Source organism: Achromobacter piechaudii NBRC 102461, from assembly GCF_001571245.1.
GTDB classification, from domain to species: Bacteria; Pseudomonadota; Gammaproteobacteria; order Burkholderiales; family Burkholderiaceae_B; genus Achromobacter; species Achromobacter piechaudii.
This window is the reverse complement of record NZ_BCTK01000015.1, coordinates 38,997-63,032: the sequence shown is the minus strand read 5'-3', so window position 1 is coordinate 63,032 and position 24,036 is coordinate 38,997. Positions and strand designations below refer to the sequence as shown.

Sequence of the window (24,036 nt, the reverse complement as noted above, 5' to 3'; positions counted from 1 at the left end):
CAGTGCATCAAATCCATGAAATAAATGCATTGGCATTATAAGTGTGGCGTTCTTATCATGGTCCCCGACGACGCCCGCAGAGGCGTTGCGACCCGCGCCCCAGAACTCGCACGACCGGCGCGGCTTATCAATTCGGAGACAGATTCAATGAAGCAGCATTTGTTGTCGGCCGCCATTCTGGCGGCCTGCGCCGGCGTAGCCATGCCCGCCGCCCAAGCCCAGAACGCCAAGCCCACCCAAGCCGCCTCGCCAGCCGTCAGCGGCCCGGCGGCTCGCGCCGCGTCCAACGCCGTCACCATCCGCCGCGATGGCTACGGCATGCCTCATGTCTATGCCGATACGGTCTATGGCATCTTCTATGGCTATGGCTACGCAGTGGCGCAAGACCGTCTGTTCCAGATGGAAATGGCCCGCCGCAGCACCCAGGGCAAGGTCGCCGAGGTGCTGGGCGAAAAGATGTTGGCGTTCGACAAATCCATACGCGGCAATTTCTCGCCCGAACGCATCCAGCGCCAATTGGCCGCGCTGCCCGAGTCGGAACGCCAGATCCTGGACGGCTACGCGGCCGGCATGAACGCGTGGATCGCGCGCGTGCGCGCCCAGCCCGACACGCTGATGCCCAAGGAATTCAACGACCTGCATTTCCAGCCCTCGGACTGGACGGGTTATGACGTGGCGATGGTGTTCGTGGGCACGATGGCCAACCGCTTCTCGGACGCCAACAGCGAAATCGACAACCTGGCGCTGCTGACCGCCTTGAAGGACAAGCACGGCGATGCGCGCGCGATGCAGATATTCAACCAGTTGCGTTGGATGACCGACAGCCGCGCGCCCACCACCGTGCCGGAAGAAGAGGGCGTGTACCAGCCTGGCGCGGCGCCCGCGCCCGCCAAACTGTCCTACGCCTTGCCGCGCTACGACGGCACCCCGCCCATGCTTGAGCGCGTGGCGCGCGACCCGCAAACGCGCGGCGTGCTGCCCACTCCGGCCGCCGATGCACCCGCCCGGATGCTGGCGCAGTTCGCCGAATCGGGCCAGCCCGGCATCGCCGGCTTTCCGACCACCAGCAATATGTGGATCGTGGGCCGCCAGCACGCCAAGGACGCGCAATCCATCCTGTTGAACGGCCCGCAATTCGGCTGGTGGAACCCGGCCTACACCTACGGCATCGGCCTGCACGGCGCGGGCTTCGACGTGGTGGGCAACACCCCGTTCGCCTATCCCAGCATCCTGTTCGGCCACAACGCGCACGTGACGTGGGGCTCCACGGCCGGCTTTGGCGACGACGTGGACATCTACGCCGAAAAGCTTGACCCCGCCGACCGCACGCGCTATTTCCACGACGGTCAGTGGAAGACGATGGAAAAGCGCACCGAGCTCATCCAGGTCAAGGACGGCCAGCCGGTCTGGATGGACGTCTATCGCACGGTGCACGGCATCGTCACGAAGTTCGACGACAAGCAGCACGTGGCCTACGCCAAGGCGCGCGCCTGGGAAGGCTACGAGCTGCAATCGCTGATGGCCTGGACGCACAAGGCGCAGTCGCGCAACTGGGCCGAATGGAAGCAGCAGGCCGCGCGCCACGCGCTGACCATCAACTGGTACTACGCCGACGATCGCGGCAACATCGGTTATGCCCACACGGGCTTCTACCCCAAGCGCAAACCCGGCCACGACCCGCGCCTGCCCGTGCCCGGCACCGGTGAAATGGATTGGGACGGCATGCTGCCCTTCGCCACCAATCCGCAGGTCTACAACCCACGCCAGGGCTTCATCGCCAACTGGAACAACCAGCCCATGCGCGGCTATCCGTCCACCGATCTGTTCGCCATCGTGTGGGGCCAGGCCGACCGCTACGCCGAAATCGAAACGCGCTTGAAGGCCATGACGGCCAACGGCGGCAAGGTCAGCGCGCAGCAGATGTGGGACCTGATCCGCACCACCAGCTACGCGGACGTGAACCGCCGCCATTTCCTGCCGTTCCTGCAACGCGCCGTGGCGGGCTTGCCGCCCACCGACGCCCGCGCCCAACTGGTGGCGGGGCTGACCGCCTGGGACGGCATGAGCGCCAGCGACAAGCAGCCGGGCTACTACGACAACGTCGGCCCCGCCGTGATGGACGCGTGGCTGCGCGCCATGCTGCGCGCGACGCTGGCCGACGAGATGCCGGCGGATTTCTTCAAGTGGTACAGCGCCACGGGCTATCCCACGCCCGCCACGCCAGCGGTCGGCTCGCTCAACCTGACGGTGGGCGTGAAGGTGCTGTTCAACGCCTTGGCCGGGCCCGATGCCGGCGTGCCGCAGTCCTATGACTTCTTCAACGGCAAGCGCCCCGAGGCCGTCACCTTGGCCGCGCTGGACGAGGCCCTGGCCACCTTGCAGAAGTCCTATGGCCAGGATCCCGCCCAATGGCGCATCCCCGATGCGCCCATGGTGTTCGCGCCGAAGAACTTCCTGGGCGTGCCGCAGGCGGACGACAAGGCGGTGCTGAGTTTCCCGTCCACGCAAAACCGGGGCACCGAGAACAACATGACGGTGTTCGACGCCAAGGGCGTGCGCGCGGTGGACGTGGTGGCGCCGGGGCAAAGCGGCTTTGTCGCCCCGGACGGCACCCCGTCCGTCCACACGCGCGACCAGTTCGACATGTACCGCGACTTCGGCAGCAAGCGCGTGTGGTTCACGCCCGCCGAGGTGCGCGCCAACGCTAAGTCGGTAGAGACCTTGCGCTACTGACGGCATAGCCGCCCTGGTGGCTGGCCAGGCGCGCATAGGCCCCTTGCCTGGCAAGCAATTGGTCATGCGTGCCGGCCTCGGCCAGGGTGCCCTTGTCCAGCACCAGGATCAGGTCGGCGTTGCGGATGGTGGACAGGCGGTGCGCGATCACCAGGGTCGTGCGGTGCTGCATCAACGCGTCCAGCGCGCCGCGCACCTGCATTTCCGACAAGGTATCCAGGTGCGAGGTCGCCTCGTCCAGGATCAGCACGGGCGCATTCTTCAAGAACGCCCGCGCAATCGAGATGCGCTGGCGCTGGCCGCCCGACAACTGCATGCCGCGTTCGCCCACCCGCGTCGCCAGGCCGTCCGGCAATTGCTTGACGAAGTCGGTCAGCGCGGCCTGGTCCAGCGCGCGCGCCAGGTCGTCGGGCGTGGCTTCGGGGCGCGCCAGCCGGATGTTCGCCTCCAGCGTGTCGTTGAACAGGTACGTGTCTTGCGTGACCAGCGCCACGCGTTCGCGCAAGCCATCCAGTTCCAGCTGGCGCACGTCCATGCCGCCCAGCCGGACCACGCCCTGGCGCGGGTCCCAGAATCGCAGCAGCAGGCTGGCCACCGTGCTCTTGCCTGCACCCGACGCGCCCACGATGGCGACCGTGGCGCCGGCAGGCGCGGTGAAGCTTAAGTCCTTCAGCGTGTCCTCCGCCTTGCCGGGATAGGCGAAGTGGACGTGTTCGAACGCCAGCGACAAGCCGTGCGTGGCCACCGGCGCGGCCAGCGGGCCGTCGGTCACGGGTTCGGGTTCGTTGCTGACCACGTGCAGCCGGCGCGTGGCGGCGATGGTGTCCGCCAACTGCCGGCTGACCTGGGAAATTTCAGACACCGGTAGAAAGGTCGCCATGGCGATCAGCACCAGCAGCGGCAGCATGCTGGCCGACAACGCGCCCGCCGATACCTGCCAGGCGCCCACCACCGCCACGGCCAGGCCGCCCAGGCCCATCGCCACTTCAAACCATGCCGTCTGCCGCGACAGGTCGCGCAGGATGGCAAGGCGCCGGACTCGGTACTGATCCGCTACTTTCAGGAATTCGGCGCGGCGGCGGCCGGTTGCCTGAAAGGCGGTCAGGTCGGCCAGACCCTGGATGGTGTCGGTGGCGTGCGCGCTCATCTCGCCCAGCGCGAGTCGCGCCTTGTCGCCCAGCGCGTCGATATTGCGGCGGCCGCGCACGGGCGAGACCAGCGCGTAGGCCAGGAAGGGCAGCAGCGCCAGCGCCACCGGCCAGCTGTAAAAGCCCAGGAAGCCCAGCACCGACACCGGCACCAGCACCGACACGATGGCCGGCGCGATGGTGTGGGCGTAGAAATACTCCACCATTTCAACGTCCTGCGTGGCCAGCGCGACCAGATCGCCCGAACGGCGCTGCAACAGGTAGGCGGGCGCCAGCCGTTCCAGCTTGTCGTAGAGCTTGACCCGCATGTCGGCCAACAGCTGATACGCCATCGCGTGCGCCAGCCAGGATTCCAGCCAATGGAACAGGGCGGCCAGCGGCGCGCAGACGAGCAGGCCCAGCACCAGGCCCGAGATCTCGCGGCCATCGCGGATGGCTGCCACGATCAACGCGCTGAATACGCCCACGCCGATAAAGGCCGCCACCCGCGCCACACCCAGCAGGATGGTGGCAGTGAGGGTGCCGCGCCACGGCTTGACCACCGACAGCAAGGTGCCTAGCGTTTCGCGCCAGCCCACCTGTTCGGCGTCCGCGTCCAGCGGGCGCAGCGCCGGGCCGGGGCCGCCGTCCTTGCCGTCCTGGTTTGTGGGGGCGGCGGTCGCCAGCGGACGCGATGCCGATGCGGCCGTGCCCGCCGAGGGGTTCTCGTGCGCCTCGGCCTGCTCGTGCATCAGCCGGTAATACAGCCCGCGCCGTTGCATCAACTGCGCATGCGGGCCGGCTTCGACGATGCGGCCGTGGTCCAGCACCAGGCTGCGATCCGCGCCGATCACGCTGGCAAGCCGGTGCGCCAGGATCAGCGTCGTGCGGCCGGCCATCAGACGGTCCAGCGCCTGTTGGATCAAGGATTCGTTTTCAGTGTCCACCGACGACAGCGCTTCATCCAGGATCAGGATGGGCGCGTCGCGCAGCAGCGCCCGCGCAATGGCTACGCGCTGGCGTTGGCCGCCCGACAATTGCAGGCCGCGTTCGCCGATGCGCGTGGCGTAGCCGGCGGGCAGCGCCATGATGAAGTCGTCGATATTCGCGGCGCGGGCGGCGGCGCGCACCTGCTCGTGCGTGGCGTCCGGCCTGCCCAGCCGCAGGTTGTCGTCGATGCTGCCGTGAAACAGCGTGATGTCCTGGCTGACCAGCGCGATCTGCGACAGCAGCGTCTGCGTGTCCAGCGTGTTCACGTCCTGGCCGCCCACCCGGATCGCACCGGCCTGCGGCACGCATTCGCGCAGCAGCAGTCGCACGATGGTGGACTTGCCCGCGCCGCTGGGGCCCACGACGCCGACGCGTTCGCCCGCCGCGATGCTGAACGTCAGCCCTTGATGGGCGGGGCGCTCGGGCGTGTAGGAAAACGCGACCTGGTCGAACTCGATGGTGGGGGCAAGCTTGCCAGCCGGGCGGCTCGCCACGATGGGGGCGGGGGTCAGCGCCTGCGCGTCCATCAGCGCATGGATGCTGACCGCGGCCGACTGCCCCAGCATGCCGCGATGCAATACCGAACGCAGGTCGCGCAGCGGCCGGAAGATTTCGGTGCCGGCCATCAGCACGATCAGCAGCGCCTCGACGCTCATGTCGCCAGCCGCCACGCGCCAAGCGCCCAGCGTCAGCGCCAGCGCGGCGCCCAGCGCCACGCCCAGGTCGCTGATGCCGCGCGTCAGCAGGCTGACCGATAGCACCCAGAACGTGTTGTCCGACAGGCTGCGCGCGCGTGCCGCCAGACGCCGGCCCCAGGTCTTGCCCTGGCCATAGGACTTCAAGGTGGGCAGGCCCTGCACCGCGTCCAGGAAGTCTTCGCCGAATTCGTTCAGCGCACGCGTGCGCGCCTGGCTGGCGCGGCGGTCCAGCATGTGCACGGCCATGGGGCCGAACAGCGCGAACAGCGCCGCCGCCAGGAACACCAGCGCCGTGGGCACGTCCCAGAACGCGATCACGGCAAAGATGGCGAACGGCGCGGCCGCCGCGATGGCGACTTGCGGCAGGTACTGGCCGAAGAACGTCTGCAACTGCTCGACGCCGTCCACCACCGTCAGCATGATGCCGCCTGTGCGCTGGTTGGCGAACCAGGCCGGCCCCAACGCCACGATGCGGTCGTACAGTTTGCCGCGCAGCGTCTGCTGAATCTGCGCGGACGTCTGATTGGCCTGCACCGTGCGCCAATGGTCGAACAGCGCGCGCAGCAGCACCATCGCGCCCGCGCACAAGGCCGGCGTGATCCAGTCCTGCCACGGCGCACCGTTGAAGACGCGGGCCAGCAACTGGCCCAGAAAGACATAACGGGCAATGCCCGCCGCTAGCGCCAAGAGGCCCAGGAAAATGCCGCCCGCCATGCCGGCGCGCAGCCCCGCCGTCAACCGCCACAATCGAGAGTCGAAATACATGTCCATGCTCCATCCAGAGCCTGCATGGTCGCTGATCCGCCGCCTTAGCGATAGCGAGCGTTTTTCAATCATGGGTTGAGATAAACTCAACCGATGTCCGATCTGCCCACCCGCACCCCGCCATTGGCCGCCTTGCGTGCCTTTGAAGCCGTCGCCCGCCTGGGCAGCCTGAGCCGCGCCGCTGCTGAATTGCACGTCACCAAGAGCGCCGTCAGCCATCAACTGCGCGCCTTGGAGGCGGATCTGGGCGTGCCGCTATTGCGGCGGGGCGGCACCGTGCGCCGCGCCGAAACCACGCCGGCGGGCAGTGAGTTGCTGGCGTCCGTACAACAGGCCTTGACCCTATTGGATTCTGCCTGCCGCCATGTGCGCGCCTCGGGGCGGGGCCGAAGCCGCTACACGCTGAACGTGTCCGCCAACCCGTCGCTGGCGGCGCTGTGGCTGGCGCCGCGCATCGGGCGATTCATTGAATTGCACCCGGACATCGGGGTGCAGGTCTATCTGCATGCCAGCCAGGACCCGGCCTGGAAAAGCCAGGATATCGACCTGGCGTTCCTGCACGTGCGTACCGGTGGGCCGCACGAGGCCGAGCCGGGCGACATCGCGCTGATGACGGAGACCGTGGTGCCGGTGTGCAGCCCGACCCTGATACCGGCTGCGCAGCGCAACGACCCCCGCGTCTTCCTGCAACATCGCTGGCTGGAGGAAAAGCACATCGACAGTCCCGAAACCGATTGGCGGACCTGGCGCCCGCGCCTGGGGTTGGCGGATGCCGATTGGCAGGAACCCATGGTGTTGAGCGGTCTGAGCACCGTGGTGGCGGCAGCGGCGGCGGGGGTGGGCATCGCGCTGGGACGCGCGCCGCTGATCGATGAAGACCTGGCCAGCGGCCGGCTCGTGCCGCTGATGCCGCATCTGCGCATGCCGGGGTCCTGGGGCTACGTGATGCGCGTACACGCCAATCGGCCCATGGATGCCTCGCTGCCCGCCTTGGTGGAATTCCTGGCGGAAGAAGGGCGGGGCTTCCGCGCGCCCTGAGCAGTCTTGTTCTTGGGGGCGCGCACCGCAATCAGATTGCGATTTGGCTGCGCGTGGAAACGCCGCGCGTCCCGCGCTCCCCCGTCACTCGCTCGTCAGCTCCATGCTGCGCGTGACTTCTTCCTGCACCCGTTCCCAGATCGACCGCTTCAGGTCCACGAAACGCGGCGACAGTTGCACGTCCGCGCTGCGCGGGTGCGGCAGGTCGTTCTGGATGTCCTGCACGATGCGCCCGGGCTTGGACCCCATCACCGCCATGCGGGTGGACAGGGTCAGCGCCTCGTCGATCGAATGCGTGATGAAGACAATCGTCTTGCCGCTCTGCTCGTAGATGGACAGCAATTGCTCTTGCAGCACCTGCCGCGTCATGGCGTCCAGCGCGGCGAAGGGTTCGTCGAACAGCATCACGTCGGGGTCATTGGCCAGCACGCGCGCAATCGACACGCGCTGCTTCATGCCGCCCGACAGCGCATGCGGGTACTTGTCCGCCGCCTGCTTCAAGCCCACCATCTCGATGAACTTGCGCGCGATGGGGGCACGTTCCGCCTTGGACATGCCGCGCATCTTCAAGCCGAACTCCACGTTCTCCTGCACGGTGCGCCACGGGAACAGCGCGTACTGCTGAAACACCATGCCACAGGCAGCCGTCACGTCGGTGACGGTTTTGCCGTTGATGGCGACGGTGCCCGTGTTGGGCGTGATGAAGCCCGCCATCAGATTGAGCAGGGTGGACTTGCCGCAGCCCGACGCGCCCAGCAACACCAGGAACTCCCCGCGCTTGACCTCAAGATTGACCTTGTCCAGCACGGTCACGTCGCCGTAGGCCTTGGACACGTCGGTCAGCTGGATCATCGTATCGTTCATCGCTGCCATGCCAGCACCCATCGTTCAAGAAGCCGCAAACACAGATCGGTCACCAGCACGGTGAAACTGATCAGCACCATGCCCAGCACCACCGTGTCGGTCTGGAAGAATTCCTTGCCGTTCATGATCATGAAGCCCAGGCCTTCCTTGGAGGCGACCAGTTCGGCCGAAATCACGCAGGTCCAGGACAGGCCCAGGATGATCTTCATGCCCGACAGGATCTGCGGCAGGCAGCCGGGGAACAGCACTTCACGCATCACCTGCCACCGGTTGGCGCCCAGGTTGCGCGCCGCCCGCACCAGCACCGGGTCGATGCTGCGCGACGCTTCCATCACATAGAGCAGCGCCGGCACGAAAGAGCCCATGAACACGATGCTGTACTTCTGCGTTTCGGTGATGCCGAACCACAAGAGCGACAGCGGAATCCAGCTCATCGAGGGCAGCGGGCGCAAGAAGGAAATGATGGGATCGAAGACGGCGCGCGCCACCTTCGACGTGCCCAGCAGGATGCCCAGCGGAATCGCCACGATCACCGCCGCCAGAAAGCCCACCATCACGCGGCGCGTGGAGGCCAGCACGTTGTAGAACAGCGTGCCCTGGTCGGACATCGACATCGCGCGCGCCAAAACCTGGGACGGCGCGGGCAGGAAGATGGGATCGACCGCGCCGGCGCGGCACAGTCCTTCCCACAGCAACAGAAAGGCGACAAGCGAAAACACACTGACCCAGATCAGCCTGTTTTGCCGGGAAGACGAACTCATGGACATAGCGGCGCGGCCCCGGGCTTACAGGTACGACGCCTGGACCCAGTCCTTGACCTGGGGCGCCTTGTCGATCTGCTTGAGCGACACCAGCATCTGCGCCAGTTGCTGCATGCCGGTCACGAAATTGCCCGGGTCCACCATCAGGGCCTTCTGGTCAGCGGCGGAATACCACTGCGTCTGGCGGATGACGGCCAGCTGTTCGGGCTTGGACAGGCCGGTCAGCTCCAGCAGCACGCTGGCCGCCTCCTCGGGCTGTTCGGTCAGCAGGGCGTTGGCCTGGAAGATGGCTTGCAGGAATTGCTTGACGGCCTGCGGGTTGTCGCGGCCCAGCTTGGCGTGCGTCAGCAGCACGTCCGGGCCGGGCGTGATGGCGTATTGCTTGTAGAGCGAGAACGCAGTGTCGTCCAGCAGCACGTGCGTGCCGGGCACCGCCTTGATGCGGTCGAACGCCGGCGTCCAGGCGACGGCCGCGTCGATCTGCTTGCCCTGGTAGGCCGACAGCAGGTTGGTGGCCGGCAGGTTGATGATGGACACATCGCGGTCCGGGTCCATGCCCGCCTGGCGCAGCACGTCCAGCAGCAGCACGTGGGCGCTGGACGCATAGGTCACGCCGATCTTCTTGCCTTTCAGGTCGGCAACCGACTTCACGTCTTCACGCACCAGCACGCCTTCGGCGCGGCCGAAGTTGTTGGGGGTGGCGATGACCTGGAACTGGCGCGCGCCCGCTGCCATCAACGCCAGCGAAGACACCACGCCCGTGCCGGCCAGGTCGATATTGCCGGCCATCACGGCGCTCATGCGGTCGGAAGATGTGGCGAAGCTCTGCCACTTGATGTCCAGCCCCTGCTTGGCGAACAGGCCGGTCTTCATGGCGATGTAGGCCGAGTAGTGACCCAGCCAGGCCGACCCGCCATAGGTGTACGACGCGTTGGCGGCGCGGCCGATCATCGGAAATCCCAGGGCGCTTGCGCCTGCCAGGGCAGCGGTGCGCACCAGCATGGCGCGGCGATTCATGTTCATGTTTTTCCCCTACGTGATGTAGATAGATGGTTGGAAGCCATGTCGCCGGCACTCTGCGGTGCGGCAGACGAGACTTTCACCCGGCCATCGCGCGGGGCCATGAATATAAGGATCGGCGATGGTCAAAATTCGTGCTGCTTAAGCAATCCGCCATCGACACGCACGTAATTTCACCCGCAGCTTCTATTAAGTATTCGCGCTGCTTATATTGCGATGGCCCCGGCAACGCAGGTTCACACTCGCGCCACTTGTCCTTGGAGCTTGTCGTGAAAAGTTATGACGTGATCGTGATTGGTGCCGGTGTGATCGGCAGTTCGGTGGCGTTCCACCTGGCTGAATTGGGCGCGAAGAACGTGCTGGTGCTGGACCGGGCCACGATAGGCGCGGGAACCACCTCGCAGTCCTCCGGCATCTTGCGCACGCATTATTCGGTGCGCGAAAACGTCGAGCTGGCGCAGCGTTCGTGGAACGTGTTCAACAACTTCGCCAGCTACGTGGGCGACGACGAAGCGTCTTGCGGGCTGGTCAAGTGCGGCTACCTGATCAGCGCGGCCGACAACGACAAGCTTGCGCCCTTGCGCAGCGCGTTGGAGCAGCAGCGCGAACAGGGCATTGCGCTGGAATTGCTGAACGCCGCCCAGGCCCACGAGCTGCTGCCCATTGCCTCGTTCGAGGACGCCGCGCTGATCGGCTTCGAACCGGAAGCCGGCTTTGCCGACGCGTATCTGGTGGCCACCAGTTTTGCGCGCGGCGCGCGACGCCGGGGCGTCACCATCCGCGAAAACGTGGATGTGCGCCAGTTGCTGGTGCAGGACGGCCGCGTGGTGGGCGTGTCCACGTCGGACGGCGACTTCGCCAGCCCGCTCGTGATCAGCACGCAAAACATCTGGACCTCGGAACTGGCAGGCTGGACGGGGGTGGCGATGCCCGTGGTGCCCGAGCGCCACGCCGTGCTGGCGCTGGAATGCGACGCCGCGCCCTATACGTATTCCATGCCCGTCTTCAAGGACCTGGCTTCGCCCGGCATGCTGTATTGCCGCAGCTATGGCGGCAACCAGATGCTGGTCAGCGAGGGCATCGTGGGCGAGGCCTTGCAAAAGAGCGATGCCGAGCAGGGCGATATTCCGCTGGACTATGTGGCGGAAGTCGGCGAACAGGTGGCTGCGCGCTTTCCCGCTTATGAGACGGCGGGCCTGGCCTCTTCATGGACCGGCGTGTATGACGTGACGCCCGATTGGAATCCGGTGCTGGGTCGCGTGCCGGGTGTGCAAGGCCTGATCGTGGGCTTCGGTTTTTCGGGGCACGGCTTCAAGCTGTCGCCCACGGTGGGCCGCGTGCTGGCGCAGGAAGCGCTGGGGCTGGCCACCGACGTTTCGTTGACGCCCTATGCCATCGGCCGTTTTGAAAGCGGCGCGCTGCTCACCGGCAAGTACGGCCTTGGCGCCGTGTCCTGACGCCATGCGCGCGCAAGCAAGCTGGCTGGCGCTGACGCCCGAACCTTGGAAGAACGGCGGCGGCGTCACGCGCACGGTGTCGGTGGACGCGGTGCAACAACCGCCGCGTTGGCGCGTCAGCGTGGCGGACATCGACCGCGCGGGCCCATATTCCCGCTATGCCGGCTATGACCGCGTATCGGTGGTGCTGACGGGCGGCGGCGTCGCGCTGCGCGCGGGGGACGAGTCGGTCTGCCTGGCGCCCGGGGTAGCGACGGCCTTCACCGGCGATGCTGCCTTCGATTGCCGGCTGACCGACGGGCCGGTGCGCGTGCTGAACCTGTTCGTGCTGCGCGGCGCGGCGCGCGCGAGCGTGACGTGCATCGGCGCGCCGCAGGATCCGAAGCTGGCGCTGGAAGGGTCGCAACACACCCGGCAACCCGACTCGCCACCCGCGCCGCAACTCGCCACGCAACCCGTCCTGCACGCCGGCAACCTGACGTCAGACGGCGCGACGACACAGACATTGCGTATCGCCATCGCGATCCAGGCGGGACGTTTGAATGTCGCTCCCGGCGCAGACGACACGCTGCTTGCGGCAGGCGACTACGCCATCGGCTTGTGCGAGGACGACGCTGCGCCAACCCGCTACATCGCCACGAACCCGCCTCGCCCTGGCGCGTTGGCAGCGGTGTTGCTGGACGTGATGGTGACGGCCCCCGCTTTTCCTTGAACCCTATTTATTGCGGCTTGCGCGCAGGCGGCGCAGGGCGCTGATTGATTTCCCGACCCAGGAGTGTTCGCATGAAGGTATTAACCGCGGTCAAGCGCGTGGTTGACTACAACGTCAAGGTACGCGTGAAGGCCGATCAAAGCGGCGTGGACATTGGCAACGTCAAGATGTCGATGAACCCGTTCGACGAAATCGCCGTCGAGGCGGCGGTGCGCTTGAAGGAGCAGGGCGTGGCGACCGACGTCGTTGCCGTGTCTTGCGGCCCGGCGCAGTCGCAGGAAACGTTGCGCACGGCACTGGCCATCGGCGCGGACCGGGGCGTGCTGGTGCAGACCGACGCCGCCCTGCAACCGCTGGCCGTGGCCAAGCTGTTGCGCGCCGTCGTCCAGACGGAACAGCCCGCGCTGGTCATTCTGGGCAAGCAGGCCATCGATGACGACGCCTGCCAGACGGGACAGATGCTGGCCGCGCTCTTGGGCTGGTCGCAGGCGACCAACGCCAGCGCCATCGAGATCGACGGCGGCACGGCCCGCGTGACGCGCGAAGTGGACGGCGGCCTGGAGGTGCTGGCGCTGACGCTGCCCGCCATCATCACGGCGGACCTGCGCCTGAACGAGCCGCGCTACGTCACGCTGCCCAACATCATGAAGGCCAAGAAAAAGCCGCTGGACGTCGTGACCGCCGAAAGCCTGGGCGTGGACCCGGCCTCGCGCCTGCAAACGCTGTCCGTGCAAGAGCCCGAGGCGCGCGCGCCCGGCATCAAGGTGGCCGACGTGGCCACGCTGGTCGACAAACTGAAGAACGAAGCGAAGGTGATCTGATGACGGTCCTGGTTATTGCCGAACACGACAACCGCGCGCTGAACGGCGCGACGCGCAACGCCATTGCCGCCGCCGGCCGGCTGGGCATGCCGATCCATGTGCTGGTGGCGGGCGCCGATGCGCAAGCTGCAGCCGACGCCGCCGCGCGCGTGGACGGCGTGCAGAAAGTGCTGTGGGCCGATGCGCCGCATCTGGGCGATGGCCTGGCCGAGAACCTGGCCGCCCAGGCCGTGGCGGTTGTGCGCGCGCAAGGTCATACCCATCTGTTCGTGGCCGCCAGCACGTTCGGCAAGAGCGTTGCGCCGCGCGTGGCGGCGTTGCTGGACGTGGATCAGGTGTCCGATGTGATCGACGTGCTGGCCCCCGACACGTACAAGCGGCCCATCTATGCGGGCAACGCGATTGCCACGGTGAAAAGCGGCGACGCCATTGTGGTCGCCACGATACGTCCGACGGCGTTCGATGCGGCGTCCGACGCCAGCGCCGGGCCGGGTGGCGTGGTCGAACCGGTCGCCGTCGTGGCCGACCTGGGCTTGACGCGGTTTGAACGACGCGAGATCGCGGCATCCGAGCGGCCGGAGCTGGGCGGCGCGCGCGTCGTGGTGTCGGGTGGTCGAGGCCTGGGCAGCGCCGAACACTTCAAGCTGCTGGATCCTCTGGCCGAAAAGCTAGGCGCGGCGCTGGGCGCGTCGCGCGCGGCGGTGGACGCAGGTTACGCGCCCAACGATTGGCAGGTGGGCCAGACCGGCAAGATCGTCGCGCCCGCGCTGTACATCGCGGTGGGTATCTCCGGCGCCATCCAGCATCTGGCGGGCATGAAGGATTCGAAGACCATCGTGGCCATCAACAAGGATGGCGATGCGCCCATCTTCGGCGTCGCGGATTACGGCCTGGTGGGCGATCTGTTCGAAGCCGTGCCGGCACTGACCGCCACGCTTTGACGCGTCACCGCCGCATGCTGCGCCACAGCGTGGCAGGCGGCAGGCCGAGGGCCGGGGCGATGTCTTTCTGGATCAGGCGTTCCACCGCCATCAGGATCACGTCCCGCGCCTCGGTGGGCAGCTTGCCCAATTCCTGCTGGCGCGAGGCCAGGTACAGCGTGCGGGACAGGCTGGGATCGTCGGCGCGGGCCGCGCCCAGATAGGGCGCGAGCGGCAGCACCCGCAACTGATCCACGAAATGGCGCGACTGCCAGATGCACAGCGGCGTGCTGATCGCAAAGCCGATGCCGGCCGTGACCAGGCTCAACAGCGGATCGGTGTTGTCGAATTCGAAGGTGCGCTCGATCACGACGTCGTGCGCTTCGATCAGGCGGTCGATCTCGGCACCGATGAACGAACGCGCGCTGTAGCGGATGAATTGAGTGCGCCGGCCCAGCTCTTTCAGCGAGCCGATCTTGTCCACGTCCATCGAGCGCGGCACGATCAGCACGTAGGGTTCGCTGAAAAGGCTGATCTTGCGTATGGTCGGCTTGCCCGGCACCGCGCTGGTGGTGACGACCAGGTCCAGCTGCCGGTCTTCCAGCTGCTTGTCGAGCACGGGCGTGATGCCCGACCACAGGCGGATCTGGCGCGACGCGCCGGACAAGCCGTGGATCAAGGTTGGCCCCAGCGTGCCCGCGAAAGAATCGACGCAGCCGAAGCGGACGATGTTGCGCTTGGCCCGGCTCAGGTTGCGCACGCTTTCCGTCATGTCGCCGGCTTGCGCCAGCAGGCGGGCCGCATGGTCGAACAGCAGGTCGCCGGCCGGGGTGGGGCGTGCCGGCCGGGTGCTGCGGTCGAGCAGCTCGGTCGACATGGCGGCCTCAAGCTGCTTGACCCGCTGCGACACGGCGGCTTGCGACAAGCCCAAGAGGCGCGCCGCGCCGGACACCGAGGCAGCCTCCACCACCGCGACCCAGGTCAGCAGCAGGCTCCATTCCGGATAGTTTTCCGTCGTGCTGAAGGAAAAACGATTCATCGCCTGCGCGTCCTGGGCAAAGGGCTTGGGGAGGGAGCGCTTAACGCTGGCGCGCGCGGGTCTGCTTGAGCGCGGCCTCGACCATGGACTGGACCACGGGGATGACCCGGTCGGCCAGATCGGGGCGGTAGCCGTAGGGATAGGTTTCGTCCATGTAGGTGGACTGGCACATTTCCAGCTGGATGGCGTGGACGTTGTCTGCCGGCGAGCCGTAATGGCGCGTGATGTAGCCGCCCTTGAAGCGGCCATTGACGGCCCAGGTGTAGTCCTTGCAATGGTCCAGTTGCGCCTGCACGGCGGCCAGGATGTCGGGCGCGCACGCGGCGCCGTCGGACGTGCCGATGTTCAGGTCGGGCAGCTTGCCTTCGAACAGGCGCGGCAGCACGCTGGCGATGGAATGGGCTTCCCACAGCAGCACGGCGCCATGTTCGGCCTTGATGCGATCCAGTTCGCTGCGCAATTGGGCGTGATACGGCTGCCAGTAAGCCTCCAGCCGTTGCGCGCGTTCGGCATCGGTCAGCACGGCGTCGTCCTGGTAGAGCGCTTCGCCCCGGAACGTCTGGGTGGGGCACAGGCCCGTCTTGGTCTGTCCGGGATACAGGCTTTCATCGTTGGGCGGGCGGTTCAGGTCCACCACGTAGCGCGAGTAACGCGCGCCCAGCACCGAGGCGCCCAGCGCCTGCGCAAATTGGTACAGCGTGTCCAGATGCCAGTCGGTGTCGCCCGATTGCAGGCCCAGCGGGGTCATGTGCGGACGCTGGGCGTCGGGGATCTGGCTGCCAAGATGAGGAATAGAGATCAGCAGCGGGGCGGTGCCACGGCTGAAATGAAAAAGGTCGCTCAAGGGAAAACTCCGGGTCACAAAATGGATGCGCGGCAGGGGACTGCGGCAGATGGCGCTGCGGCGCTGCGGTGCCCGTATGCTAGGCAGCGCGCGCGGCCGCGACAATTGCATCAGTTTAATGGATGTTGTTAATCAGGAAGCGTGATGCAGTGCGACGGGAGCCCGGGCGTCGACAGGCGGCCGGAAGTGTGTAAGGTAGAGTGCGTTGCACGATTGAACCGTTGCGCAAAGCACGTTGCGCTTTGCGCCTTATTTTTGTTGGGAGTTCCATGATTGACGACCTGATCCAACTGGGCAAGCTGATCACCCTGGGTTTGGCGCTGATGCTGCCATTGGCCAATCCCCTGACTTCCATGACGCTGCTGCTGTCGCTGGGCGGGCAGATTCCCTACAAGGAACGCGAACGCCAGGTCACGCAAGCGGCGTTTTACGTGGTGGGCATCATGCTGGTCACGTACTACGCGGGCGCGTGGATCATGCATACGTTCGGGATCTCGATTCCGGGACTGCGCATCGCGGGTGGGCTGATCGTGGTCAGCATCGGTTTCAGCATGCTGTTTCCGCCCGCCGAGCCTCGCACGCTGGCCGCCGAAGCGGCCGCCGATGCGCAAACGCGGCAGACGCCGAACATTGCATTCGTGCCGCTGGCGCTGCCCGGCACGGCGGGGCCGGGCACCATCGCCATGATCATCAGCGGCGCGGCATCCGTCGACGCCTCCATCACGCCGGAATATGCGCCGTGGGTCATTGTGGTCACGCCCATCATTGTGTTCGCGTTGTTGGGCCTGCTGTTCTGGGTGTGCCTGCGATCGGCGGGCCGCATCGTGGCCGTGATCGGCCAAAGCGGCGTCGAAGCCATTTCGCGCGTCATGGGCTTCCTGCTGGTGTGCATGGGCGTGCAATTCGTCATCAACGGCATTCTGGAAATCATGGGCCAGCATGTCGCGGGATAAAGCGGGTTGGCGGACGGCGCGGGTCGTGGTGGGGCGTGCGTTGCTCAGTCTGCTGCTGGCGGCCTCCGCGATATGGGGGTGCCTGGCGCTGGCGTACCAGATGCCCGGCGGCGTGTGGGGCAAAGGCGCGGCGTGTCTGACGTGGGCCGTGCTGTGCGCCGTGGCGATGTTTGCCTTGTGGCGCGCGCCGCCATGGCGGCGGCGGGCCGGATGGGCATACGCAATCGGGCTGGCGCTGCTGTGCGCAGGGTGGCAGATGGTGACGCCATCGAACGACCGCGTCTGGGCCGATGACGTGGCGCGCATGTTGCACGGGACCGTGCAAGGATCTGTCGTCACGCTGGAAAACGTCCGCAATTTCGATTGGCGCGCGGACGATGATTACACCGTGCGCTGGGAAACGCGGCAGTACGATCTGGACAAACTCGAGTCCGTCGATATGGCGCTGTCGTACTGGGCGGGGCCGGCCATTGCGCACACCTTGGTGTCCTTCGGTTTTGCCGATGGCCGCCACGTGGTTTTCTCGGTTGAAATCCGCAAGGAACGCGGAGAGCAATTCTCGGAAATTGGCGGATTCTTCAAGCAGTTTGAACTGAGCGTGGTAGCCGCTGAAGAGCGCGACATCCTTTTCGTTCGCGCCGGTCCGCGCGGCGAAAACGTCTACCTGTACCCCGTGCACATGCCGCCGCGCGCCATGCGCGAGCTGTTTCTGTCCTACGTGAACACCGCCAACGCCTTGACCACTACGCCGCGCTTCTATCACACGGTCACGGCCAACTGCACCACGCTGGTTTATCACATGGTCAACGCCATCGTCCCCGGCCTGCCGCTGGATTACCGGCTGCTGCTGTCGGGCTATCTGCCCGAATATCTTTATGAACAGGGTGGGTTGGACAAGAGCGTGCCGCTGGCGGTGCTGCGCGAGCGGGCTTACGTGGGGCCCCTGGTAGCCGCAGAGGATGACCCTGTCGCTTTCTCCCGGCGTATCCGGCACTGATCGGCCTGTCGGCGGGGAGGGAGCTGGGCGGGTTTGTGCCACTCAGCCATTTCTCCGCGTTACGGAACAGTGTTTTCCAGGCGAAAAATTGACGAAAAATGCACGTTTAATGCGTTACAGTACGGGCCATCCACGGAGGATGTGAGTTTTATAAACGCAATTTTTCTTCCGGTTTCCGTGCCGGATTGCTTTTTTCCAGGAGGGCGTCAGATGTCTTGGCTGACCCTGATCGTTGTCGGTTTTATCGCGGCCGCCTTGGGCGCCGTTCTGCTTCGCCAACCTGGCGTCGCTCTTTACGACTGGTTCGCCTCCCGTCGTACCCTGCGCCGCACCGCCGCCCGCGCAAGCGTCATCCCGCCCGCGCCACGCGCCCCGGCGCATGCCGTCAAACATCCTGATGCCGCGCCGGCCACGAGCTGAGCACGGCCTTCCCCCATGGCGCTTGCCGGCGCTTCACCGGCCCGCGCCTGCCCTGCGGAAGCCGCCTGCGTCCTCATCTCCAAACTTCCCAAGCTGAACAGCTGTTCAAAAGCGGCAGCCGGGGCAACCGGCTTGTCACGGGGCTGTCTGCGGATCGGCTCAAATCTTCGAAGATTCGCTTCCGATAGATTCGGACCCCGGCTTGCCGCCATAGGCCCTAGTCACGCCGCCGGCCGATCCAGGCCCAGATGCCCGCGCAACGTGCGGTGTTCGTACTCGGTACGAAACAGCCCACGCCGCTGCAACACGGGAATCACCTGCTCGACGAAATCATCGATGCCGCCCGGCAGCGAGGGGGGCATCAGGTTGAAGCCGTCCGCGCCTTCGTTGCGGAACCAGTGTTCCATCTGGTCGGCGATCTGTTCGGGCGTGCCCACCATGGTGCAATGTCCGCCACCGGCCGCAAGGCGTCCCAGCAGTTGCCGCACGGTGGGTTGTTCGGTTTCGATGATGCGCAAGATGGTGGCGTAGCGGCCCTTGGGGCCCTTGAAGTCGTGCAAGGGAACCAGCGGGGGTACGGGTGCGTCCAGTTCCCAGTTACTGCAATCCTGAAGCACGAAGGTGCCCAACTGGCGTAGCGAGGCGTCGCTGGGCAGCAGCACGTCCAGGTCGCGCTGCTTGGCGCGAGCTTCGGCCTCGGTGGACCCGACATAAGTGACCAGCCCCGGCATGATCGGCACGAAGGCGCTGCGGCCCGCGGCGCGCACGCGCTGCTTGATGTCGCGGTAATACGCTTGGGCGGCGGGCAGGTCGTAGGCCACCGCGTAAATGGCTTCGGCGCGACGGGCCGCCAGGTCGCGGCCCTGGTCCGATGCGCCGGCCTGAAACAGAACGGGATGGCCCTGGGGCGGGCGCGGCACGGTCAGTGGGCCATCAACCAGAAAATGCGCGCCGTGGTGGTCGATGGGGCGCACGCGCTCGGGCACGCCATAGACGCCGTTGCGGTCGATGGCCAGGGCATCGTCCTGCCACGAATCGAACAGCCGCAACGCCACGTCCACGAATTCTTCGGCGCGCGCGTAACGCCAGTCGTGCCCGGGCATGGCCTCGAAACCGTGGTTGCGCGCTTCGGCGTCGAACATGGACGTGACCACGTTCCAGCCCATGCGTCCGCCCGAGATGTGGTCCAGCGACGCCACCATGCGCGCCGCGTGGAACGGCGTGAAGAAGGTGCTGGACACCGTGCTGATCAGGCCGATGTGCGTGGTGGCGCGTGCGATGGCGGCCATGGTCGTCAACGGTTCCAGATACCAGCGCGGTCCGTCGCCGATGTTGTCGGTGGATTGGCCATCCGCAAAGAAGATGGCGTCCAGCTTGCCGCGTTCGGCCGTGCGTGCCAGCGCTTCGTAATAGCGGATGTCGCCCAACCGTTCGGCCGCCGAGTCGGGGTGTCGCCAGGCGGCGCGGTGGTGGCCGCAGCCGAAAATGAACAGGTTCAGGTGCAGCATGGCGTTCAGTTCTTGACGAGGCCGCCGTCCACGACCAGATTCTGGCCGGTGACGCTGCGCGACCACGGGCTGGCGAAGAACAGCACGGCGTCGGCGAATTGCTCAGGCGTGGTCACGGCGCGCAGCGGCGTGCTTGCAGCGATCAGATCGAACACCGCTTCGGGCGTGGCCGCCGACGCATCGGTGGTGCGCAGCAGCCCGCCCGACACCATGTTGACCGTGATGCCGTCCGGCCCCAGATCGTGCGACAGCGTCCGCGTGAACGACAGCAAGGCCGCCTTGGCGGCGGTGTAGTCGTGATACGGCACGACCGGGTTCTGGACAAGATTGGTGCCGATGTTGATGATGCGGCCGACCCCGGCCTTCCGCATGCCGGGCAGGGCGGCCTGGGTCGTGTTCAGTGCGCCGCGCACGCAGCCTTCGATCTGCTGGTTCAACTGGTCCCAGGTCAGCGTATCGGCGTGCGGACGGGCATCGCCGTTGAACTGAAAGGCTGGCAGCGCGTTGTTGACCACCGTGGTCACCGGCCTGCCGAAGTGGCTTTGCGCCTGCGCGATCATGGCCGCTACGGCGGTCGCGTCGCGCACATCGGCCTGCACCGCCAGCGCGCGTTCGGGCGCGGTGTCGGCCAGCGCCCGCGCGGCGTCGGCGCTGTTCAGATAATTGATCACGACGTTCGCGCCTTCCCGCAGGAAGGCTCGCGTAATGTGCGCGCCCAGCCCACGGGCGCCGCCCGTCACGATAACCAGTTGTTCGTTCAAGGCGGGGGCGGGATGTGCAGAGGGCATGGTCGACTCGTCGGTTCTCCGGCACGCACGCAATCAGGTGCCGCAAGCGGGCGAACTTAGCATAAATCCATGCGTTGACATTGCCTTGCCGCGACCCTAATCTTGCGGCAATTCCTGGGGGAGCCTGTATGGGCTGAGATTCCGCGTCGTCGCGGTAACCCTTTGAACCTGATCCGGGTAATGCCGGCGAAGGGAAGGACATCGCGCGGCTCGCGCGCCCTCCCTGATCTTTGAACCATCAGCGGCCCCATCTTCCAGCGGGGCCCGCTACGCGCGTCTGGCCGTTTGCCGGACCAGGGAGGCCAAACCATGCTGACTCAAACCACCGCCTTGATGTGGCTGCTGCTGTTCTCGGGCGGCTTTGCCGTCGCCAGCGTGCTGTACACGCGGCGCAAGCGCGGCACGCTGGAAGACTACATCGTGGCGCGCAACAGCCAGGGCGCTTTCGGCACCATCCTCACGCTGATGGCCTCGACGCTGGGCGCGTGGATACTGTTTTCTCCCGCGCAGGCAGCCACCTGGGGCGGGCTGGCGGCGGTCATCGGCTACGCGCTGGGCTCGATGTCGCCCCGGCTCGTCATGATTCCACTGGGCCGCCGCATGCGCGAACTGATTCCGCATGGGCACACGCTGACCGAATTCCTGATGGCGCGTTACGGCAGGCCCATGTACGGACTGGCGCTGTTCATCATGCTGTTCTACCTGTTCATTGCGCTGTCCGCCGAGGTCACGGCCATCGCCAAGCTGGTCACCATGCTGGCGCCCGTGCCGCTGTGGGCGACCGCCGCCGTCGTCATGGGCACGACGCTGCTCTACACCACCTATGGTGGCCTGCGCTCGTCGATCTTCACCGATCAGGTGCAGATGATGGTGATCCTGCCGCTGCTGGTGATCTTGTGCGTGGTGGGGTGGCAGGCGGCGGGCGGCACGCTGCCGACCATCCAGGCGTTGCAGGCGAAGGCGCCGCAACTGCTCGACCTGACCGACCGGGTCGGCGTGAAGGCCGGCCTGACTTTCTTCGTGGCCATCCTGCTCACGGGGATTTTTCACCAGGGCAACTGGCAGCGCATCTACGCCGCGAAAGACGCGCGGTCGATGCGCAATGGCTTCTTGCTGGGCGGCATCCTGGCCGCGCCGTTCATCTTCCTGATGGGACTGTTCGGCCTGGCGTTCGTGGGCCTGGCGCCGCAGGGCGACAGTTCCATCGCGCTGTTCAGCGTCATCATGCCGCACGCGCCCGCCTGGTTCGTGATCGCCTTGATTCCCTTGGGCCTGTCGCTGGTGATGAGCACGGCCGACACCGCCATCAGCGCGGTGTCCAGCATCGTGGCGGTGGACATGCGCCGGCTGATGCCGCGCGCCAGCGGCCGGGACATGAAGCGGCTTGCCCGCTGGGCGGTGTTGCTGCTGGCGATTCCGGTGATGGTCGTCGCCTCGCAAGGCTATAGCGTGCTGTATCTGTTCCTGCTGGCCGATCTGCTGTGCTCGGCGGCCGCGTTTCCGGTGTTCTATGGCCTCTTCAGCCGCAAGCACGATGGCCTGACCGCCACGGTTTCCACGGTCGCCGGCCTGGCGGCGGGCTTGTTTTTCTTTCCCGCGCCGGGTGACAAACCGACTTTCCTGCTGGAGTCGTTTCTGTTGGCGGCGTTCGTGCCTGTGCTGACGACCGTGCTGTTGCGGTTGGCGCGTCGAGGTGTCCAGGAGTTTGATTTTTCAACGCTGGGCGCGGCGGTGCGGCGCTTGGACAAGGACGCGGCTTGATGTGTATGCCGATGCCGATGCCCGCAGTGGGTGGCGGGCGCATCGGGTAGGGCAGAGGGGCTTGGGGCGCACTGCCGTCGTCCCAAGCCGCCGTCGTTCCAAACCGCAGTCGTTCCAAGCGTTTTGGAAAACAAAAAAGCCTTGGAACACGTTGTAGTGTCCAAGGCTTTTCCGTCTGGAATATTGGTGGAGCGGAGGAGGATCGAACTCCCGACCTTCGCATTGCGAACGCGACGCTCTCCCAGCTGAGCTACCGCCCCAATCAAGCAAGAGCAAAACTATACCTGAACTATAAAGCGCCGCGCAATACGGCGCATCGCAAATTTTTTTCAGGCAAATTCCAGGGTGGCGACCACCGGAGCGTGGTCCGACGGCTGTTCGTTGCGGCGCGGCTCTTTGTCGATGACGCAGGCGACGCAGCGCTTGACCAGCGGCGCCGACAGCAGCACGTGGTCGATGCGCAGGCCGGCATTGCGGCGGAACGCGAATTGGCGGTAGTCCCACCACGAAAACGACTTTTCCGGCTGCTCGAACAGGCGGAACGAATCAGTCAGGCCCAAGTCCAGCAGGGCGCGCAGCGCGGCGCGTTCGGGCTCGGACACCAGCACCTGGCCTTCCCATTTCTCGGGGTTGTGCACGTCTTCATCGGCGGGTGCGACGTTGTAGTCGCCGAGCACCGCCAGCCTGGGGTACTGCTTGATTTCTTCGGCCAACCACTCGCGCATGGCTTCGAACCAGGCCAGCTTGTACTGGTATTTCTCGGAATCCAACGACTGCCCGTTGGGGCAATACGCGCAAACGACGCGCACGTCGCCTTCGGGGCTGGGAAAGGTCAGCGCCAGGACGCGTTGCTGGTGATCGTCATGGCCGGGGATGTTGCGCACCATCTTCGTGCCCGGCATGCGCGACACGATCGCCACGCCGTTATAGGTTTTCTGCCCCGCCCAGACCGCGTGGTAGCCCGCTTCCTTGAAAGCCGCCTCGGGAAATTTATCGTCGGTCAGCTTCAGTTCCTGGATGCACAGCACATCAACGGGATTGGCGGCCAGCCAATCCAGCACCTGCGGCAGGCGCACGTTCAGGGAGTTCACGTTCCAGGTAGCTAATTTCATGATTGTTGTAGATTGCTTGTTTATGCGGTTCTCGGGGGGGATGCCTTCCAAAAACCCGGTCTGGCGACTCACTGGCTACGCATCCGGAGCGTGGTTGGCGGGCGCCGAGGACAAGGCCAGATGATACCTGCTCGTGCTGCATCGTTCTGTTCGCATCTTTCGAGCAGCGGCCTGGATGCTGTTCGCAGCCGGGGCCCTCGCGTGGGCTCGGCGTTTCGGGACGATCCGGCTCAGGCACGCGACCTGCTGGTAGCTCAGCGCGCGGCGCGCCGTCGCGCTGGGCCAGGCGGTGCTGGATGCTAGGAAGAGTATTGATAGTGGTCGGGCTCGCCATCCTGCTGTCGCACTAGGCCGCAAGGGCCTGCGGAGTGCGCTCAATCCATGCGACGATGGCGCAAGCGGCTATCAGGCACACATCACTGCATCGAGGTTTTACAGATGAGCGATACCCAGAAGAAGAAGACCCCCGAAAAGCCGGACGAGGCTCAAGACTCGTCGCGTCCGGAAAAACCGCCTGGGAAGCCGCAGGATAGGGATACGCCGGAAGCCCCGCGCCGCATGCGCTGGCCAGCGGATTTTCCGGCGAAGCACTGACCCGATAGGCCTGCCAGGTACGCCGTAAACAATAACGATGATTGCCGCGCTTGGTTTTGCGTCGGTGGGAAAACCTGCGCAAGTGACCCATGCGGTTGCGAAGACGTCACGTTC

General features: G+C 65.9%; 20 protein-coding genes, 1 tRNA gene and 1 riboswitch. Of the genes, 11 read left to right on the top strand and 10 right to left on the bottom strand.

Annotation, left to right across the window (positions count from 1 at the left end; all coding sequences use genetic code 11):
- Positions 1 to 147 precede the first annotated feature (147 nt).
- Entirely contained in the window at positions 148 to 2,733 is a 2,586-nt protein-coding gene (locus API01S_RS26555) for a penicillin G acylase (protein ID WP_061306542.1), read from the top strand.
- Here API01S_RS26555 and API01S_RS26550 read toward each other — a convergent pair.
- Positions 2,705 to 6,313 (bottom strand): ABC transporter ATP-binding protein/permease, encoded by a 3,609-nt coding sequence (locus API01S_RS26550; RefSeq protein WP_061306541.1) that lies wholly within the window; start codon positions 6,311 to 6,313, stop codon positions 2,705 to 2,707. The two genes, API01S_RS26555 and API01S_RS26550, sit on opposite strands and share 29 nt — an antisense overlap.
- Before the next feature lie 93 nt (positions 6,314 to 6,406).
- Here API01S_RS26550 and API01S_RS26545 point away from each other — a divergent pair, with 93 nt between their 5' ends.
- The gene (locus API01S_RS26545; protein ID WP_061306540.1) at positions 6,407 to 7,351 is read left to right on the top strand and encodes a LysR substrate-binding domain-containing protein; all 945 of its coding nucleotides are present in this window, start codon (positions 6,407 to 6,409) and stop codon (positions 7,349 to 7,351) included.
- A gap of 84 nt (positions 7,352 to 7,435) precedes the next feature.
- On the opposite strand, the gene API01S_RS26540 is transcribed toward API01S_RS26545, so the two are convergent.
- The 3 genes from API01S_RS26540 to API01S_RS26530 are packed head-to-tail and all read right to left on the bottom strand — an operon-like array spanning position 7,436 to position 9,999.
- Positions 7,436 to 8,224 (bottom strand): ABC transporter ATP-binding protein, encoded by a 789-nt coding sequence (locus tag API01S_RS26540; protein ID WP_006218906.1) that lies wholly within the window; start codon positions 8,222 to 8,224, stop codon positions 7,436 to 7,438.
- Positions 8,212 to 8,976 carry an ABC transporter permease gene (locus tag API01S_RS26535; RefSeq protein WP_167351745.1) on the bottom strand — a complete coding sequence of 255 codons (765 nt, stop codon included), beginning with the start codon at positions 8,974 to 8,976 and terminating at the stop codon, positions 8,212 to 8,214. The genes API01S_RS26540 and API01S_RS26535 overlap by 13 nt, the downstream gene beginning before the upstream one ends.
- A 24-nt stretch (positions 8,977 to 9,000) precedes the next feature.
- The gene (locus API01S_RS26530; protein ID WP_006218908.1) at positions 9,001 to 9,999 is read right to left on the bottom strand and encodes an aliphatic sulfonate ABC transporter substrate-binding protein; all 999 of its coding nucleotides are present in this window, start codon (positions 9,997 to 9,999) and stop codon (positions 9,001 to 9,003) included.
- Positions 10,000 to 10,265: 266 nt separating this feature from the next.
- On the opposite strand from API01S_RS26530, the gene API01S_RS26525 reads away from it, so the two are divergent.
- The 4 genes from API01S_RS26525 to API01S_RS26510 all read left to right on the top strand — a co-directional run bounded on the left by API01S_RS26525 (position 10,266) and on the right by API01S_RS26510 (position 13,927).
- On the top strand, positions 10,266 to 11,453 hold the full coding sequence (locus tag API01S_RS26525; protein ID WP_050729110.1) for an NAD(P)/FAD-dependent oxidoreductase: 1,188 nt from the start codon (positions 10,266 to 10,268) through the stop codon (positions 11,451 to 11,453).
- Between the two features lie 4 nt (positions 11,454 to 11,457).
- Positions 11,458 to 12,165, top strand: a complete 708-nt coding sequence (locus API01S_RS26520; RefSeq protein ID WP_061306539.1) for a HutD/Ves family protein — start codon at positions 11,458 to 11,460, stop codon at positions 12,163 to 12,165.
- Between the two features lie 71 nt (positions 12,166 to 12,236).
- Positions 12,237 to 12,986, top strand: a complete 750-nt coding sequence (locus tag API01S_RS26515; RefSeq protein ID WP_050729108.1) for an electron transfer flavoprotein subunit beta/FixA family protein — start codon at positions 12,237 to 12,239, stop codon at positions 12,984 to 12,986.
- Positions 12,986 to 13,927 carry an electron transfer flavoprotein subunit alpha/FixB family protein gene (locus tag API01S_RS26510; protein ID WP_050729107.1) on the top strand — a complete coding sequence of 314 codons (942 nt, stop codon included), beginning with the start codon at positions 12,986 to 12,988 and terminating at the stop codon, positions 13,925 to 13,927. The genes API01S_RS26515 and API01S_RS26510 overlap by 1 nt, the downstream gene beginning before the upstream one ends.
- A gap of 4 nt (positions 13,928 to 13,931) precedes the next feature.
- Here the strand turns inward: API01S_RS26510 and API01S_RS26505 are convergent, their stop codons facing one another.
- Both API01S_RS26505 and hutG read right to left on the bottom strand, forming a co-directional pair.
- Positions 13,932 to 14,945 carry a LysR family transcriptional regulator gene (locus API01S_RS26505; RefSeq protein WP_050729106.1) on the bottom strand — a complete coding sequence of 338 codons (1,014 nt, stop codon included), beginning with the start codon at positions 14,943 to 14,945 and terminating at the stop codon, positions 13,932 to 13,934.
- Between the two features lie 40 nt (positions 14,946 to 14,985).
- Positions 14,986 to 15,789, bottom strand: a complete 804-nt coding sequence (gene hutG / locus API01S_RS26500) for an N-formylglutamate deformylase (RefSeq protein ID WP_050729105.1) — start codon at positions 15,787 to 15,789, stop codon at positions 14,986 to 14,988.
- Between the two features lie 269 nt (positions 15,790 to 16,058).
- On the opposite strand from hutG, the gene API01S_RS26495 reads away from it, so the two are divergent.
- From API01S_RS26495 to API01S_RS26485, 3 genes are all read left to right on the top strand, one after another.
- Positions 16,059 to 16,742 carry a MarC family NAAT transporter gene (locus API01S_RS26495; protein WP_050729104.1) on the top strand — a complete coding sequence of 228 codons (684 nt, stop codon included), beginning with the start codon at positions 16,059 to 16,061 and terminating at the stop codon, positions 16,740 to 16,742.
- Positions 16,729 to 17,739, top strand: a complete 1,011-nt coding sequence (locus API01S_RS26490) for an Lnb N-terminal periplasmic domain-containing protein (RefSeq protein WP_050729103.1) — start codon at positions 16,729 to 16,731, stop codon at positions 17,737 to 17,739. Before API01S_RS26495 ends, API01S_RS26490 begins: the two co-directional genes overlap by 14 nt.
- 210 nt (positions 17,740 to 17,949) lie before the next feature.
- The gene (locus tag API01S_RS26485; protein WP_050729102.1) at positions 17,950 to 18,159 is read left to right on the top strand and encodes a hypothetical protein; all 210 of its coding nucleotides are present in this window, start codon (positions 17,950 to 17,952) and stop codon (positions 18,157 to 18,159) included.
- Positions 18,160 to 18,380: 221 nt separating this feature from the next.
- Here API01S_RS26485 and API01S_RS26480 read toward each other — a convergent pair whose 3' ends face one another.
- Together API01S_RS26480 and API01S_RS26475 are read right to left on the bottom strand one after the other, a co-directional pair.
- The gene (locus API01S_RS26480; RefSeq protein ID WP_050729101.1) at positions 18,381 to 19,667 is read right to left on the bottom strand and encodes an LLM class flavin-dependent oxidoreductase; all 1,287 of its coding nucleotides are present in this window, start codon (positions 19,665 to 19,667) and stop codon (positions 18,381 to 18,383) included.
- A 5-nt stretch (positions 19,668 to 19,672) separates the two neighbouring features.
- On the bottom strand, positions 19,673 to 20,455 hold the full coding sequence (locus tag API01S_RS26475; RefSeq protein WP_061306538.1) for a 3-oxoacyl-ACP reductase: 783 nt from the start codon (positions 20,453 to 20,455) through the stop codon (positions 19,673 to 19,675).
- 106 nt (positions 20,456 to 20,561) lie between these two features.
- A riboswitch (TPP riboswitch) is annotated at positions 20,562 to 20,667 on the top strand.
- A gap of 97 nt (positions 20,668 to 20,764) precedes the next feature.
- On the opposite strand from API01S_RS26475, the gene API01S_RS26470 reads away from it, so the two are divergent.
- Positions 20,765 to 22,216, top strand: coding sequence for a sodium:solute symporter family protein (locus API01S_RS26470; RefSeq protein WP_061306537.1), 1,452 nt, complete (start codon positions 20,765 to 20,767; stop codon positions 22,214 to 22,216).
- A gap of 184 nt (positions 22,217 to 22,400) precedes the next feature.
- On the opposite strand, the gene API01S_RS26465 is transcribed toward API01S_RS26470, so the two are convergent.
- Together API01S_RS26465 and xth are read right to left on the bottom strand one after the other, a co-directional pair.
- Positions 22,401 to 22,476, bottom strand: a tRNA-Ala gene (locus API01S_RS26465).
- A 69-nt stretch (positions 22,477 to 22,545) separates the two neighbouring features.
- Entirely contained in the window at positions 22,546 to 23,328 is a 783-nt protein-coding gene (xth, locus tag API01S_RS26460) for an exodeoxyribonuclease III (protein ID WP_050729099.1), read from the bottom strand.
- A gap of 438 nt (positions 23,329 to 23,766) precedes the next feature.
- Between xth and API01S_RS29265 the strand changes: the two genes are divergently transcribed.
- A complete protein-coding gene (locus tag API01S_RS29265; protein ID WP_156329870.1) occupies positions 23,767 to 23,922 on the top strand; it encodes a hypothetical protein in 156 nt (51 codons plus the stop codon).
- Positions 23,923 to 24,036 lie beyond the last annotated feature (114 nt).